Origin of the sequence: Pseudomonas sp. B21-040 (genome assembly GCF_024748695.1) — a bacterium.
Classification (GTDB): Bacteria; Pseudomonadota; Gammaproteobacteria; order Pseudomonadales; family Pseudomonadaceae; genus Aquipseudomonas.
In genome coordinates this window covers 828,955-843,458 of record NZ_CP087176.1, presented here as the reverse complement: position 1 = coordinate 843,458, position 14,504 = coordinate 828,955, and the positions used below count along the sequence as shown (strand labels likewise).

Below are 14,504 nucleotides of genomic sequence, written 5' to 3'. Positions count from 1 at the left end.
CTACACGTTAAAAAGCAAAAACCGACGCCGGACCACGATTCCGGCGTCAGCAATTCACAACCCGGTCTGCAAGGCTGCTGAAAGCTTCCCTCTCTATATTCAGCAGCCTCAGCGGACGGATAACCGGGACCACCCGGAGACACGCCTGATGAGCGAGCTTTTTTACAACGCCGTGCCGAATGCGACCCGCGTCGCCCCGCCACTGCACGAGCCTCGGCAATACCCTAGCGAGAAACCGTCACGGGTTTACCTGTTCGGAACCTGCGTGGTGGACTTGTTCTACCCCGAAGCCGGGATGGACGCGATTCACTTGCTGGAACGCGAAGGTATTCGTGTCGAGTACCCGCAAGGGCAAAGCTGCTGCGGACAACCGGCCTACACCTCGGGTTACACCGAGCAGGCAAGGACGGTGGCGCGCTCGCAACTGGCGCTGTTTGCCGGGGATTATCCGGTGGTGGTGCCGTCGGGATCGTGTGCCGGGATGTTGCGCGAACACTACGCCGACTTGTTCAAGGACGAGCCGCAGACGTTGAAACAGGTTCAGGCCTTGGCGGCCAGGACGTATGAGCTGGCCGAGTTCCTGCTGTTTGTCTGCAAGGTGCAGCTCAAGGACAGCGGCGAGCCGGTCAAAGTGGCGCTGCACACGTCGTGCTCGGCACGCCGCGAAATGAACACCCACCTGCACGGTCGCGAGTTGTTGGCGCAATTGAGCAACGTAGAGCGGGTCAATCACGATCACGAAAGTGAATGTTGTGGCTTTGGCGGGACGTTCAGCGTCCGTATGCCAGACATTTCCGGTGCGATGGTGGTGGACAAGACCCGGTCGTTGAAGGAGTCCGGCGCGCACAAGGTACTCAGTGCCGACTGCGGTTGCCTGATGAACATCAACGGCTCGCTGGAGAAACAAAAGGAAGCGCTGCGCGGCCAACACCTGGCCAGTTTTCTCTGGCAGCGAACCGGAGGTGCCCGATGAGCACTTCCACGATTATTCCTACGGTTGCCGTAGAAGAGGATTTTCGCACCCGGGCTCACAAGGCTTTGGACGACAAGCAACTGCGAAACAACTTTCGCACTGCGATGGATTCACTGATGACCAAACGGGCAGCGTCCTTCAGCGATGCCCACGAAAGAGAACATTTGCGAGCGCTGGGCAATGCTGTCCGCGCCCGTGCGTTATCCAAGTTGCCCGACCTGCTCGAGCAGCTTGAACAGAACCTGACCCGCAACGGTGTGACAGTGCACTGGGCGGAAACGGTGGACGAAGCCAATGGCATCGTCCTCTCGATCATCCGCGCTCACGAGGGGCGGCAAGTGATCAAGGGCAAATCGATGGTCAGCGAAGAGATGGAGATGAACCATGTCCTCGAGGCTCAAGGCATTGAATGCCTGGAGTCGGACATGGGTGAGTACATCGTCCAGCTCGACCACGAGAAGCCTTCACACATTATTATGCCGGCGATCCACAAGAATGCCGGTCAGGTCGCGTCCTTGTTCCACGACAAACTTGGCGTGGAATACACAAAGGACGTTGACCAACTCATTCAGATCGGTCGCAGAGTCTTGCGGCAGAAATTCTTCGAAGCGGACATCGGCGTCTCCGGCGTCAACTTCGCCGTGGCCGAAACCGGCACCCTGTTGCTGGTGGAAAACGAAGGCAACGGGCGCATGACCACCGCTGTCCCACCCGTGCATATCGCCGTGACCGGCATCGAAAAAGTCGTGGAAAACCTGCGCGACGTGGTGCCGCTGCTGTCACTGCTGACCCGCTCGGCGCTGGGCATTCCGATCACCACCTACGTCAACATGATCTCCGGCCCACGCCAGGAGCATGAACTCGACGGCCCCCGGGAAGTGCACCTGGTATTGCTCGACAACGGTCGCAGCCAGGCGTTTGCCGACAGCGAATTGCGCCAGACCCTGAACTGCATCCGCTGCGGTGCCTGTATGAATCATTGCCCGGTCTACACCCGAATCGGCGGCCATGCCTATGGGGAGGTTTACCCTGGGCCTATCGGAAAAATCATCACGCCTCACATGGTCGGCCTGGCGAAAGTCCCGGATCATCCCAGCGCTTCATCGCTTTGCGGTGCTTGCGGCGAAGTCTGCCCGGTAAAAATTCCTATCCCTGCATTGCTGCGTCGCCTGCGGGAAGAGAACGTCAAAGCCCCGGACAGCCCGAATCAGGTCATGCGCGGTCAAGGCAGCAAGTATTCGCGCAAGGAACGGTTCATCTGGAACGCCTGGGCCAGGCTCAACAGTTCGCCGACGCTTTATCGCCTGTTCGGTTTCTTCGCCACTCGCCTGCGCGCCCTCACGCCAAACAATGTCGGCCCCTGGACGCAAAACCACAGCGCGCCAAAGCCCGCCGCCCGCTCACTGCACGACATGGCCCGCGAACACCTGGCCAAACAGGGAGACCGTTGATGAGCGCCAAGCAAAACATCCTTGCCAAGTTACGGAAAAGTCTGACCGGCACTACGCCCGTGCCTGACGAATTCGACGTCGAACTGGTGACAGCGCCCTACACCTACACACCTGAACAACGCATTCCACAACTGCGCAAACTGATGGAAGCGGTGCACACCGAAATCCATCTGACCTCCAGTGAAGCCTGGCCCGCATTGCTCGCCCAACTGCTGCGTGATCGCCAGTTGCCAAGCCTTTTGATCGCCCCGACGACGCCCCACGGCCAACGCATCACTGGGCACTGGGCGAATCATCCTGAGCTGCCAACGCTCAAAGCCTACGATCGTCCGGTTGAAGAATGGAAAGCCGAGCTGTTCAACGATACCCCGGCCAGCCTCACCGGCACCCTTGGCGCCATTGCCGCAACCGGCAGCCTGATTCTCTGGCCGACGCGTGAAGAACCGCGCTTGATGAGCCTGGTACCGCCGGTGCATTTCGCCCTGCTCAAGGCCAGTGAAATCCGCGACAACTTCTATCAGGTGCAGCAGGAATTCAATTGGGCCCAAGGCATGCCGACCAACGCTTTGCTGGTATCCGGCCCGTCGAAAACTGCGGACATCGAACAAGTCCTGGCGTACGGCGCGCATGGACCGAAAGACCTCGTGGTGCTGATCCTGGAGGACCAATGAGTCTACCGACGGCGTTCCTCAGAGATGCAGAAAAACTGATCCCCCACGAGCGACGTTTCGACGACCCGCTATCGACCCTGGCCTTTGGCACTGACGCCAGTTTCTATCGGCTGATTCCGAAGCTGGTGATTCGCGTCGAGTCGGAAGACGAAGTGGTCTCGCTACTCAAGCTGGCGCAACGGGATCACGTCCCGGTAACGTTCCGCGCCGCCGGCACCAGCCTGTCTGGTCAAGCCATCAGCGATTCGGTGCTGATCGTGTTGGGGGATAACTGGAATGGTCGCGAGATCCGTGGCCAAGGCACGCAAATCCGTCTGCAACCGGGCGTGATCGGCGCGCAGGCCAACGCCTGGCTGGCACCGTTCGGCCGCAAGATCGGCCCGGACCCGGCCTCGATCAACGCCTGCAAAATCGGCGGTATCGTCGCCAACAATGCCAGCGGTATGTGTTGCGGCACGGCGCAGAACACCTATCACACCCTGGCCGGCATTCGGCTGGTGCTGGCCGATGGCAGCCGCCTCGATACCGAAGATTCGGCCAGTGTCGCGGCGTTTCGCCAAAGCCACGCCTCGTTGCTCGAACGCCTGGCGACCTTGGGCCGCGAGACCCGCGCCAATGCTGAATTGGCTGCGAGAATCCGCCACAAATACCGTCTGAAAAATACCACCGGCCTGTCACTCAATGCGCTGGTGGATTTCGACGAGCCTGTGGATATCTTGAGCCACTTGCTGGTGGGTTCCGAAGGCACCCTCGGTTTTATCAGTGCCGTGACGTACGACACGGTGATCGATCACCCGAACAAGGCGTCCGCGCTGATCGTGTTCCCGGATGTGGAAACCTGCTGCAATGCCGTCAGCGTGCTGAAAAGCCAGCCGGTGTCAGCGGTGGAATTGCTCGACCGCCGCAGCCTGCGCTCGGTGCAAGACAAACCCGGCATGCCGTCTTTCGTACAACACCTGTCGAATAATGCCTGCGCGCTGCTGATCGAATCCCGCGCCGCATCGTCCACTTTGTTGCAGGAACAACTGGCGCAGATCATGGCGTCGCTGTCTTCGTTCCCGGTGGAGAAACAGGTCGACTTCACCGAAGACCCGGTGGAAAACGCCCGTCTCTGGGCGATCCGCAAAGACACCTTCCCCGCCGTCGGCGCCGTGCGCAAAACCGGCACCACGGTGATCATCGAGGACGTGACGTTCCCGGTGGAACAACTGGCCATCGGCGTCAATCGCCTGATCGAGTTGTTTGACAAACATCACTACGACGAAGCGATCCTTTTCGGACACGCACTGGAAGGCAATCTGCACTTTGTCTTCACCCAAGGCTTCAACAACCCGGAAGAAGTCGCACGCTATCAAGCGTTCATGGACGACGTGGCGCAGTTGGTGGCGGTGGAATTCGGCGGCTCGTTGAAGGCCGAACACGGCACCGGTCGCAACATGGCGCCGTTCGTTGAGCTGGAATGGGGCAGCGATGCCTACCAATTGATGTGGCAGCTCAAGCGCCTGCTCGACCCCAACGGCATTCTCAACCCGGACGTGGTGCTCAGCGAGGACCCGCAAATCCACCTCAAGCATCTGAAGCCGTTGCCGGCCGCCGACGAGATTGTGGATAAGTGCATCGAATGCGGTTTCTGTGAGCCGGTCTGCCCCTCGAAAGGCCTGACCCTGAGCCCGCGCCAGCGCATCGTGATCTGGCGGGATATTCAGGCGAAAAAGCGTGCGGGCGTTGATGCCACCGAACTCGAAGCGGCCTACGAATACCAAGGCATCGATACTTGCGCGGCCACCGGTCTTTGCGCTCAACGTTGCCCTGTCGGCATCAATACCGGCGAGCTGGTGAAAAAGCTGCGCAGCCGTCACGCAACACGTACGAAAACTGCCAACTGGCTGGAAGGCAATTTCGCCACGGCGCTGCAAGGTGCACGTTTCACTCTGCACGTCGCCAATGGCGCACGGATGCTGCTGGGAGCACCACGCCTGGCGAAACTTTCGGCGTCGCTGACGAAGCTGTCCAAAGGTCAGGTCCCGCAATGGACCAACGCCATGCCGCAGCCGGAAAAAGCCATTCGCTTCAGCCCCACCGTGTCGGACGAACGCCCTCGCGTGGTGTACCTGGCGGCGTGCGTGTCGCGGGTCATGGGCCCGGCGGCGGCGGATAAAGAGCAGATGTCGCTGTACGACAAAACCCGTGGGCTGCTGGAAAAAGCCGGTTACCAAGTGGTCTTCCCGGACAACCTGGACAACCTCTGCTGCGGCCAGCCATTCGCCTCCAAAGGCTACGCCGAACAGGCCGAACACAAGCGCCAGGAACTGATCGGCGCATTACTGCACGCCAGTCGCGGCGGGCTTGATCCGATTTATTGCGACACCAGCCCGTGCACGTTACGGCTGGTTCAAGACCAGGGTGAAGTTCGACTCGACCTGTACGACCCGGTGCGTTTCATCCGTACGCATTTGATGGATCGCCTCGACTTCACACCGCAGGAAGCGCCGATTGCAGTGCACGTCACGTGCAGCACTCAGCACCTTGGGGAAAGTCAGGCGCTGATCGAACTGGCGCGCAAATGCAGTAAAAACGTGGTGATTCCTGAAGGCATTCACTGCTGCGGGTTTGCCGGTGACAAAGGATTCACGACGCCCGAACTGAACGCCCACTCGCTGCGCACGCTCAAGGATGCGGTTCAGCAGTGCAGCGAAGGGATCTCTACCAGCCGCACTTGTGAGATTGGTTTGACGCAACATGGCGGCATTGACTACCACGGACTAGTCTATCTGGTGGACCGCGTTACCCAGGCTAGGGTGCCCTGATAGCAGGATCTAAAGGAAGAAGCATAGGCATGCCGTGCTTATGCTTCTTGCTGGAAACGACAGATTTAAAGCAAAAAAAAGAACCCTGACGTGCCGCCGCAGTCCACTGACCAAGTCCCGCTAATGCGGGACCTCCTAAAAAATCGGTAGACCGTTTTGATGGCCAGCAATGCCTGGTCCTTCAGTCCAAGGAGAAACACATGAATCGTTCTGTGCTTTTAGGTTTGTTCGTTACTGCTTCCATGATGGCTTCCACTTCGTTTGCGGCCGAAAAAACCCAATGCGATGTCAACCTGCAAACCATTGAAAACGGCAAGGCACAGGTTCCTCAGGAAATGGCGGACCAGGTGGAGGCCTCCGTCAAGCAGGCCAAAGCCGACCAGGCAAAAGGCACCAAGGAAGGTATTGATGATTGCATCGCCGAGACCAACGACATCATCAAGACCATCACCGACGCGCACAAAGGCGGGAAGTAACTCAGCTCCGGGCCAACCTTCGGGTTGGCCTTCTGGGCCGTGTTGGCGTGCTGCCTCCAGCAAATACGAAGCAAACCAAAACCCGTCAATTGCGGGTTTTGTCGCATCTGGGGTCTGGTAATCCGTTTTAGTGCCATTGCTCCTGTCACACAGTTTTTTCATCGCTTTTCTGCAAAAACCGAATTCCTGTGCCGCTCCGTAGTCTTTTGGATAAGCCCATCAATCGTGGCTGATTTTTCAGACTCGGCCGAGCCGCCCGCCCATGCGGCAGCACCGAGACCATCAGTTCGAGGAGATACCCATGAAACGTACCGCACTCGCTGGTCTGTTCATTTCTGCTGCAATGCTGGCCTCTCCCGTATTTGCTGCGGACAACAACCTGTGTACGAGCAAGCTGCAAGAGCTCGAAGCCAAAGTGAATTCGCTGCCAGCGACCTCCAGCAATGCGCCGGAGATCAAAAGACTGTTGGCCAGCGCCAAGGCTTCACAAGCCGCCAACGATGAAAAAAAATGCGCCACCGAGGCCAGCCAGGCATTGTCGATGGCAAATTGAACAAGGAACCACCCCATGATCAATCGAGGCCAACCTTGCGGGTGGCCTTCTGAGGCGTGTTGGCGTACACTGCAAAGGCTTGTTGCTCACTTTGATTCACGGAGCAACAGGCTCGGGGCCGTTTAGGATTCGACGCCGGTTGCGAAACTTTAGGTGCATGCCGAGTTGGTAACAGAACTCGTAAATCCACTGTTGCAACTACTTATAGTTGCCAATGACGAAACCTACGGCCAGGAATTCTCTCTCGCTGCGTAAGCAGCTTTAGATCCTGAGCTTCTGGTACCTTCGGGTCCAGCAATCACCAGGGGATGTCTGTAAACCCAAAGTGATTGTCATATAGAACAGAATCGCCGTGCAGTACGTTGTGGACGAAGCGGCTAAAACTTACACAACTCGCCCAAAGCACCCTGCCCTTCGGGTCGCTGAGGGTTAACTTAATAGAAACGGCTACGCATGTAGTACCGACAGCGGAGTACTGGCGGACGGGGGTTCAAATCCCCCCGGCTCCACCATTTGATCAACTAAAGACGTCCACGGACGTCTTTTTTTGTGCCTGCAATCCAGTAAATACGGGGGGTTCAGGGCCACGGGAGGCTTTCCAGGCTTTTTGAGTTCCAGGCAGTTTGGTATTCCCAATGGTATTCCCGGCTACCCGGCGCTAATCTTGGGAATACCAAAAGGTGTCATGGAGTACTTCTCATGTGCGCTCAAACCACCCGCCTCTCCGACCGCCAGCTCAAGGCGGTCAAACCGAAAGACAAGGATTACGTCCTCACGGATGGCGACGGGCTCCAACTGCGAGTCAGGGTCAATCGCTCGATGCAGTGGAATTTCAACTACCGGCATCCCGTCACCAAAAATCGAATCAACATGGCACTCGGCTCTTATCCCGAGGTTTCTCTTGCGCAAGCGAGGAAGAAAACCGTTGAGGCCAGAGAGCTGCTTGCACAGGGCATCGACCCAAAAGCTCAGCGCAATGAGCTACAGGAAGCCAAACGAGCGGAAACGGAACACACCTTCGAGAACGTGGCCTCCGCCTGGTTCGAGCTGAAGAAGGATTCCGTCACGCCGGCGTATGCCGAAGACATTTGGCGCTCCCTCACACTGCATGTTTTTCCGAGCATGAAATCAACGCCTCTCTCCGAAGTCAGCGCCCCAATGGTCATCAAGCTCCTTCGTCCGATTGAGGCCAAAGGCAGCCTCGAGACAGTTAAGCGAGTGAGCCAGCGCCTTAACGAGATCATGACCTACGGGGTCAATTCCGGAATGATCTTTGCCAACCCTCTCAGCGGCATTCGAGCGGTGTTCAAGAAACCTAAGAAAGAGAACATGGCAGCGCTACCACCAGATGAGCTTCCGGAGCTCATGATGGAAATCGCGAACGCCAGCATCAAGCGGACGACCCGCTGCCTGATCGAATGGCAGCTACACACTATGACCCGCCCTGCCGAAGCGGCGACTACCCGATGGGCAGACATCGACTTCGAAAAACGCATCTGGACCATCCCTCCGGAGCGAATGAAAAAGCGTCGTCCGCACACAATCCCGCTGACCGAACATGCACTCTCGTTATTGGAGACGCTTAAGCCCCATAGCGGCCACAGGGAATATGTGTTCCCGTCAGATAGAAATCCGCGCACCCACGCGAATAGCCAGACAGCCAACATGGCATTGAAACGAATGGGCTTTCAGGACCGCTTAGTCAGCCACGGCATGCGCTCCATGGCCAGCACAATTCTGAATGAGCATGGATGGGATCCGGAGCTAATCGAAGTCGCGCTGGCGCATGTCGATAAAGACGAAGTTCGAAGCGCCTACAACCGGGCGGATTACATCGAACGCCGGCGTCCGATGATGGCCTGGTGGAGTGAACATATCCAGAAGGCAGCCACCGGCAGCCTGTCGGCATCCGCCATCAATCAAACCAGGGACCGTAACGTCGTGCCGATACGCTGAGCAGGCGACAATTCGTGCAGTGCAGCAGGGCGACTGAAGTGGCGACTGTCGCTAAATCAGCCGCATGCCTGCGCTTCTTCGGCCAAGCCCCTAAGTATGGGAAGGCTCCGCATTCCCATACTTAGGGGCTCACGCTTAAAGATCTATCAGACAACCACGAGTTGCGTCTTTCTGCGGCGGATCAGCCCTGCTGTTAACTCATAGTAATAGATGGTCGCTGGTGCTGAGCAACGCAGGTAGTGCTCTAAAAACCATCTGGTGTGCTTTTCCTTCCAGGACCAAGGGGTCGCACAACTCCAGCGCTCACGAATCGCCTCGTGCATCCTTTCTGCCTGCCTGATATGCCGCTGCCGCGTGGCATGCGCACCTTTGAGCACGGGGCTCAGAAACAACGCCATATCGAACTCGGACTTCATCGACGACCTCCGATGTAGGCACTCACCACGTCGATGCGGTTATGCCCCAACTCGTGGCTGATCTGCTGACGTGCACGCTGATCGAGTGCTCGATCCTCTCGTTGACCACGACCGCCATTGATGGGCGCGGAGAAGCCGGTCAGTTGTTCATAGCGCTCACAGGCGTAAGCCGCCCGCAGTTCATGAAAGCCTTTCAATCCATGCTCATGCATGATGTCCCGCGCCGGTCGTACGATTGTCTGTAAGAAATCTTTGTAGCTTTCATCAGGTGTTAACAGACTCCGACTGCCCTTGGGTGAGGCCTCGCTGGCCCTGTCGAGGGCGCCACGAACTTGATCCGTGACCGCAATCCAACGCGGTGCCGATGCGCCTGATCGACCGCCTTTGGTGCCGTCCTGGATATTGATCTTGCCCAGTTGCCGAGCCTCACGTTGCAGCCGGGGCAAGTCCGCCAAGATCGCTTCACGCAGGCGCATGCCGGTCTCCCGAGCGAGGAGCACGATGGCACTCACCCTCAGTTGCTGTCGCTCTGACAGCGCTTGCGCAATCAGCCTGACCTGCACACGGTCTTGGCCTTGTGGCGCCTCACTACGCACGCTTGAGCGCTGCAAGCCAAGCGCCTTACTTGGACTCGGGATTTTGACGTATTGATCACCGCGCAGCGCAGCCATCGTTCGGTTCACGCTGGACAGTCGGTTCTGCGCGGTAGCGATGCCGACGTTGCCCTGATCAACCTGCTCCCGCACGTGGACGGCGTACCGCATTAGGACTTCGCGGTCGATCTGTCGCGCATCATTGAGCCTCGGCCCTTCCTCGGATAGACACCAACGCACGAAGGCCTGCCAGCGATCACTATGGGCTTTGACGGTAGCAAAATGGCCGTCGCCAAACAGCTCTTTCAGTGCTTGCGGTCCGGCATAGCTGAGCTGGCGACCGTAGCCGAAATTGCGCCCTGCTCGCTTACCGACCCGAGCCATTTTTCTGTTCCTGATCGGCTGCTGCGAGATCATGCAAAAGGGCTCGCCAGTGCGCACTTACAATCGCGAACTGAGCCCAATCAGTCGGGCGAAAACACAGCGTGTTGTCGGTGACGTAAAGATGCGCGCCCTGCTCTTCCAACCATTGGATAATGGAGGTCGTCGAGGTGGTAGTTCTATGGAGGGTGGCGACACCGGCGACAACGGCGACACCCCTTGCCTTGCCTGCCTTTGAGCGTGGCGACAAAGTGGCGACAGTACCGGCGACAAATCGCACTTTCGGCTCCTTTTGGCGTTGAGCCAGATGGTTGCGCAGCGCTTCATCAAGATTGAACATGGCGCACCTCGAAGGTGTGGCCGTCGGAGATCAACCACTGATGATCAATCAACTCGACCAGCAGCTTTGCGGCATGACGACTGCTCTTGCGGGCAAAGCGGGGACCGTTGCGATTCAGATCTCGAATACTGAAGCGCTTCCAATCCTTGACCTGCAGCCAGCGCAACAGCCGGTCCGCCTCTTCTTTTACCCTGCACACCGGCTCCTGCTCGGTCAGGCGCTGCATCTCGGTGAGGTAGTAGCCAACTAAGGCCGAGGCCCGCTGGATATGGTCGACCTCCACGACACTGCTCTCCTCCACAACGGCCAAAATGCCGGCGACGCGCAAAAGGTTGTCGGCGGCCTTCGAACCGCTGGGCCGCACGCTGGCGAGCTCGCCAAACTCACCCAGTTGAGCTTCGATAGCATCATGCAAATCAATCCAGCGACGACGCGCGAGCGGACTGAGGCTCAGCTTTGACAGTTGCAAGGCTCCGTCAGCGGAAAGTGACCAAGGCTGATAAAACAGAGCCGAAAGGCGGTGATGATAGCGCTTGAGGGCAGCGTCTTTGGACAAGTCGACAGCCTGGTAGCTACGTTGCCCGGCTAGACTGGTGGGCCAGGTCATCAAGCAGCGCCCTAGAATGCCTTGCCCCTGCAGCAACGGGTCACTGAGTAACTGCATGGCCAAATACGGTTGCAGCATCAGGTGCAGGCTCAAGCGTCGGTCATAGGCTCGCAAGCTTTCACCAACCATGGAACGCGCGCGATCTATCGGGCTGCCATCCCAGAGTGACGACAAGGTCGTGACCGCTTTCAAACGGTTATCCCGACTCATGGTGCTGCTGCCGAGGAATTGTCCACCCTCATCACAGAACAGACCCATGCTAGGCAGGTCATGACAGAGCCCCTTGATCAGGGCCTCGATAGTCGGGTCCGTGGTGATCAGTCTAGGGGCTGAGGGCTCCGCTTCGAGCGACATTCCGTTTGCGGGCTCAGGATCGCCGGGCTTGATACGCTGCGCCTGTCGCTGTGCGGCACGGTACCGGGCAAGTTGTTCGCGATAGCGCTGCCACTGTTCACGCTCCCATTGCCGTGCTGGCAGCAATGCAAAACGATCTGCCGCGGTCTTGCGATCACCTGACGCGGCCACTGTAATCAGGAACAGCGACAGGGGGTAATTTCGTCCATCGAGTTGCAAGCCCGCATGACCTTGAGTGGCCAGCGCCGAGGCAGCCAAGACCGATTGTGCGGCCAGTGCCTGGGGCACGCCGATGACCTCGGCCATGCGCTCAACCGCAGGCCCAAGAATTCCACCCAGTGCCTGGACCGGATAAGGCTCGGCCACGGGGTTTGACTCAATTAGCGGTCGTGATAGTTCAAGCTTCGGATCTAACTGCTGCATGGGCTCTCTCCTCGGTAATTGCTGGTTGTCCTCACGTAGTCCCGCCACGGCTGTTGAGTGTTATCAGGGATCAAGGCCCCTGCGGCCTGCGAGGTGTTCACTGACGTGGAACGCACGGCTCCTTACGGCCGGGAGCGAGGGCATGACCCCATGAACCTGACCTCCTTGACGTATCCAAAGACACGGGCGGGTGGAGGCTGTACCGACTGACGAGTTCGGCACCTGGAGATCCTGAGTGGGAGAAGGCAAAAACATCGACACCTGGGGCATGCCTGACTGTCAGTCAGATGCAGCCTTTCCTTAGGCTGCGGCACCGGTGCCTGTATTATTGCGGATGGCGACGAATCGGATTTGTCAGGCCGATTGTCACGAGGAGAGTTGCGGCAATGCTTTGTACGACGTGGCTTGCAGCAGTGGTACGAGCGCCCGTCTCTTTCAAGGAGAAAGAGACGGGCGCGGATTGGCGCAGCGAAGTGTGCCGAGAGGTGAGGTTGCTGCAGTGCAGCGAGGAAGGTCCATCGTCTGCCGCGGTGGGCAGATCAGTCGAGTAGGCGTCCATCACTCTTGGGGAGTGACCGTGCGAGCCGCCGGACGCTAATCGCACTTCGGAAGAACCACCACACAAGTGGCGTAGCCTTAAAGGTTCTGGCTACCTGGGCTGGTGCTGTCAACGACAGCGGTCCGTGCGCCAATTTTTACACCCACGCGAAAAGTCGCGTCAAGCATCATGGCAAAAGCGCTCAGAAAATGGCGACTGTCGCCACTTTTGTCGCCACGCTCCAGGCCCCATTCTGCCAGGGTTGTCGCCGGTGTCGCCGGTGTCGCCAACTCTCGAGCATAGCCCCACGACAACCCCCGCTCTGACGCTCTGGCACTGCGCGATACTCGATAGAGATCACGGGCAATTAATGACGGATAAACAACGGCGTGGCGCTAATCATATTTGAAATGGGAGGGTGGAACGAGGTGGCTTCAAGAAAGAGCGGGTGAACCCTCCGATCGGCGCGATCAAAGATCGCTGGATCGGAGGGTTTGGCGGGAAAAGCAAAGTCTCAAACGTCAATTAGAGCCTCAAGCATCGAAACTTGTTGGTCGGGATGCCGCGACTTCACGAAGGTTGATCAGCGTCTGCTGCAAACGCAGGAGAAAACCGGCCTCGAACGCTTCCTGAAAATCACCTGGACGATGACGTTTTCGATTCTGCGACAGCGCCCACCATAATGGTAATGATGAGCCTTCAAGCCAGGTCTCAGCACACCGAACGCCATCCTTAATCGCCGGAGCGAACTCATCACCCCAGGGGGTTTGAATCGCGGGCGAACCTTCTGCGGACGGAACAGAGACGTACTCACCGATCTGTTGATGAACGCGCTGAGCCGGGATGCCAGTCAAATAGCGAAAGGCCTTGTCGAAAAGCACTGCCGCGTCATCCAGCAGTTCTACGGCCAGCTCAACGTCCTGCGGAAAATGAAGCAGAATACTCTGCGCTCCATTTAGCCGAAGCGTGGCAGCCTGCCGTAGTTTAACTGCGGCATCTTCAGGGGTAAGCGATGCAGTATCGATGGTGTTGGGTTTGGGAAGGCCGATTAGAAGCGAGAGATCAAACATCACGGAATCCTCCGAGATAGTTTGAAGTACAAAACAAACGGCCGGGGTGGCGCACGAGCTTAAAAGGGGGACAGGGCATTTTCCTTATCTCCTCGGACAGTTAAGGAACCGTCCACCCAGCCGTTCTGACACGAAATGGGTGGCGGACCGTACGGGGGTCAGAAACCGGCGTCCGAGGGAACCGGCCAGGCCGAAGCCTGCCCCGCACGGACCGCCATAGAAAAGCGGCAGCTAAGCCTCTGTAAGCACTTAATTGCTGGCTATGGCGCCATGCGCCTCGAACAATTCAGGTTCTGACACCCGGTCACGGGACTGACCGCGACGGACAAAGCGTAAATGTGAAGCAGCGACAACACAAGCATGCAGTATCAATAAGATATGCGTCCGAACGAAGGCTGCCGGCCAGACGCTGATGCTCGCAGGTATCTGGTGGCCCTCTATCGCCTCAGGTCTGACCCAACGACGATTTACCGCCGAGTCCGGCCACACTGATAGAATCGATCAGGCTGTACATAACACCCTTCTGAGAAATGATATGAATATAGAGTTGACGGAAGAAGAGATGCGCCGGGCGCTATTCAGTGAGTCTAAGTCCCCTGCACCGGCAATTAACTCACACGTGCAAGACACCGTTCCGGATGTCGTGACCGTGCAACCGGTAAAGGCAGCGAAGAAAAAGAAAGCGTCAAAAGCCTTTACGCCCAGGCTGAGAGTCACGCTGCGGGTGGGAAATGAGTTTGAAGGCAAAATGCACGAGGAAGTACATGAGGTCGATACACTGAGCACCCTAGTTGCGGAGCAAGAAGCTAAAAAGACGGCTAGAAAAAAATTCAAGTTTGTGGAGGTTATTTCGGTCAAGTCGATGTAAGCGGCCATTCTAATTTGGCCTTGAATC

13 protein-coding genes and 1 other RNA gene are annotated in these 14,504 nt (G+C 57.8%); 9 read left to right on the top strand and 5 right to left on the bottom strand.

The features are described 5' to 3' along the window. Positions 1–148: 148 nt before the first annotated feature. The 8 genes from LOY55_RS03720 (at position 149) to LOY55_RS03685 (ending at position 8,887) form a co-directional block, all read left to right on the top strand. Positions 149–973: a (Fe-S)-binding protein gene (locus LOY55_RS03720; RefSeq protein ID WP_223522698.1), complete on the top strand. Its 825-nt coding sequence runs from the start codon at positions 149–151 to the stop codon at positions 971–973. Further along, on the top strand, positions 970–2,424 hold the full coding sequence (locus LOY55_RS03715; protein WP_109787583.1) for a LutB/LldF family L-lactate oxidation iron-sulfur protein: 1,455 nt from the start codon (positions 970–972) through the stop codon (positions 2,422–2,424). Before LOY55_RS03720 ends, LOY55_RS03715 begins: the two co-directional genes overlap by 4 nt. Further along, positions 2,424–3,095 carry a lactate utilization protein gene (locus LOY55_RS03710; RefSeq protein ID WP_109787582.1) on the top strand — a complete coding sequence of 224 codons (672 nt, stop codon included), beginning with the start codon at positions 2,424–2,426 and terminating at the stop codon, positions 3,093–3,095. The genes LOY55_RS03715 and LOY55_RS03710 overlap by 1 nt, the downstream gene beginning before the upstream one ends. Further along, positions 3,092–5,902 carry an FAD-binding and (Fe-S)-binding domain-containing protein gene (locus LOY55_RS03705; protein ID WP_223522697.1) on the top strand — a complete coding sequence of 937 codons (2,811 nt, stop codon included), beginning with the start codon at positions 3,092–3,094 and terminating at the stop codon, positions 5,900–5,902. Before LOY55_RS03710 ends, LOY55_RS03705 begins: the two co-directional genes overlap by 4 nt. Positions 5,903–6,102: 200 nt before the next feature. After that, a complete protein-coding gene (locus LOY55_RS03700) occupies positions 6,103–6,378 on the top strand; it encodes a hypothetical protein (RefSeq protein WP_046031906.1) in 276 nt (91 codons plus the stop codon). A gap of 301 nt (positions 6,379–6,679) precedes the next feature. Then, a complete protein-coding gene (locus LOY55_RS03695; RefSeq protein WP_077430897.1) occupies positions 6,680–6,931 on the top strand; it encodes a hypothetical protein in 252 nt (83 codons plus the stop codon). A 114-nt stretch (positions 6,932–7,045) separates the two neighbouring features. Then, positions 7,046–7,443: a transfer-messenger RNA gene (gene ssrA / locus LOY55_RS03690) on the top strand. Between the two features lie 187 nt (positions 7,444–7,630). Continuing rightward, positions 7,631–8,887, top strand: coding sequence for an integrase domain-containing protein (locus tag LOY55_RS03685; RefSeq protein WP_046038677.1), 1,257 nt, complete (start codon positions 7,631–7,633; stop codon positions 8,885–8,887). Between the two features lie 146 nt (positions 8,888–9,033). On the opposite strand, the gene LOY55_RS03680 is transcribed toward LOY55_RS03685, so the two are convergent. From LOY55_RS03680 to LOY55_RS03660, 5 genes are all read right to left on the bottom strand, one after another. Next, positions 9,034–9,303, bottom strand: a complete 270-nt coding sequence (locus LOY55_RS03680) for a hypothetical protein (RefSeq protein WP_046038675.1) — start codon at positions 9,301–9,303, stop codon at positions 9,034–9,036. Further along, positions 9,300–10,280 carry an integrase domain-containing protein gene (locus LOY55_RS03675; RefSeq protein ID WP_046038673.1) on the bottom strand — a complete coding sequence of 327 codons (981 nt, stop codon included), beginning with the start codon at positions 10,278–10,280 and terminating at the stop codon, positions 9,300–9,302. The genes LOY55_RS03680 and LOY55_RS03675 overlap by 4 nt, the downstream gene beginning before the upstream one ends. Beyond that, complete coding sequence (locus LOY55_RS03670) at positions 10,264–10,617, bottom strand: hypothetical protein (protein WP_258667680.1); 354 nt, start codon at positions 10,615–10,617, stop codon at positions 10,264–10,266. The genes LOY55_RS03675 and LOY55_RS03670 overlap by 17 nt, the downstream gene beginning before the upstream one ends. Continuing rightward, complete coding sequence (locus tag LOY55_RS03665) at positions 10,604–12,001, bottom strand: YfjI family protein (RefSeq protein ID WP_046038669.1); 1,398 nt, start codon at positions 11,999–12,001, stop codon at positions 10,604–10,606. Before LOY55_RS03665 ends, LOY55_RS03670 begins: the two co-directional genes overlap by 14 nt. A gap of 1,071 nt (positions 12,002–13,072) precedes the next feature. After that, positions 13,073–13,609, bottom strand: a complete 537-nt coding sequence (locus tag LOY55_RS03660; RefSeq protein WP_046038667.1) for a LasR-specific antiactivator QslA — start codon at positions 13,607–13,609, stop codon at positions 13,073–13,075. Positions 13,610–14,144: 535 nt separating this feature from the next. Between LOY55_RS03660 and LOY55_RS03655 the strand changes: the two genes are divergently transcribed. Then, on the top strand, positions 14,145–14,477 hold the full coding sequence (locus LOY55_RS03655; RefSeq protein WP_046038755.1) for a hypothetical protein: 333 nt from the start codon (positions 14,145–14,147) through the stop codon (positions 14,475–14,477). Positions 14,478–14,504 lie beyond the last annotated feature (27 nt).

Excerpts from the sequence above, each read along its gene's own strand:
- LOY55_RS03720 (WP_223522698.1), top strand. The coding sequence starts at position 149 with ATGAGCGAGCTTTTTTACAACGCCGTGCCGAATGCGACCCGCGTCGCC.
- LOY55_RS03715 (WP_109787583.1), top strand. The coding sequence starts at position 970 with ATGAGCACTTCCACGATTATTCCTACGGTTGCCGTAGAAGAGGATTTT.
- LOY55_RS03710 (WP_109787582.1), top strand. The coding sequence starts at position 2,424 with ATGAGCGCCAAGCAAAACATCCTTGCCAAGTTACGGAAAAGTCTGACC.
- LOY55_RS03705 (WP_223522697.1), top strand. The coding sequence starts at position 3,092 with ATGAGTCTACCGACGGCGTTCCTCAGAGATGCAGAAAAACTGATCCCC.
- LOY55_RS03700 (WP_046031906.1), top strand. The coding sequence starts at position 6,103 with ATGAATCGTTCTGTGCTTTTAGGTTTGTTCGTTACTGCTTCCATGATG.
- LOY55_RS03695 (WP_077430897.1), top strand. The coding sequence starts at position 6,680 with ATGAAACGTACCGCACTCGCTGGTCTGTTCATTTCTGCTGCAATGCTG.
- LOY55_RS03685 (WP_046038677.1), top strand. The coding sequence starts at position 7,631 with ATGTGCGCTCAAACCACCCGCCTCTCCGACCGCCAGCTCAAGGCGGTC.
- LOY55_RS03680 (WP_046038675.1), bottom strand. The coding sequence starts at position 9,303 with ATGAAGTCCGAGTTCGATATGGCGTTGTTTCTGAGCCCCGTGCTCAAA.
- LOY55_RS03675 (WP_046038673.1), bottom strand. The coding sequence starts at position 10,280 with ATGGCTCGGGTCGGTAAGCGAGCAGGGCGCAATTTCGGCTACGGTCGC.
- LOY55_RS03670 (WP_258667680.1), bottom strand. The coding sequence starts at position 10,617 with ATGTTCAATCTTGATGAAGCGCTGCGCAACCATCTGGCTCAACGCCAA.
- LOY55_RS03665 (WP_046038669.1), bottom strand. The coding sequence starts at position 12,001 with ATGCAGCAGTTAGATCCGAAGCTTGAACTATCACGACCGCTAATTGAG.
- LOY55_RS03660 (WP_046038667.1), bottom strand. The coding sequence starts at position 13,609 with ATGTTTGATCTCTCGCTTCTAATCGGCCTTCCCAAACCCAACACCATC.
- LOY55_RS03655 (WP_046038755.1), top strand. The coding sequence starts at position 14,145 with ATGAATATAGAGTTGACGGAAGAAGAGATGCGCCGGGCGCTATTCAGT.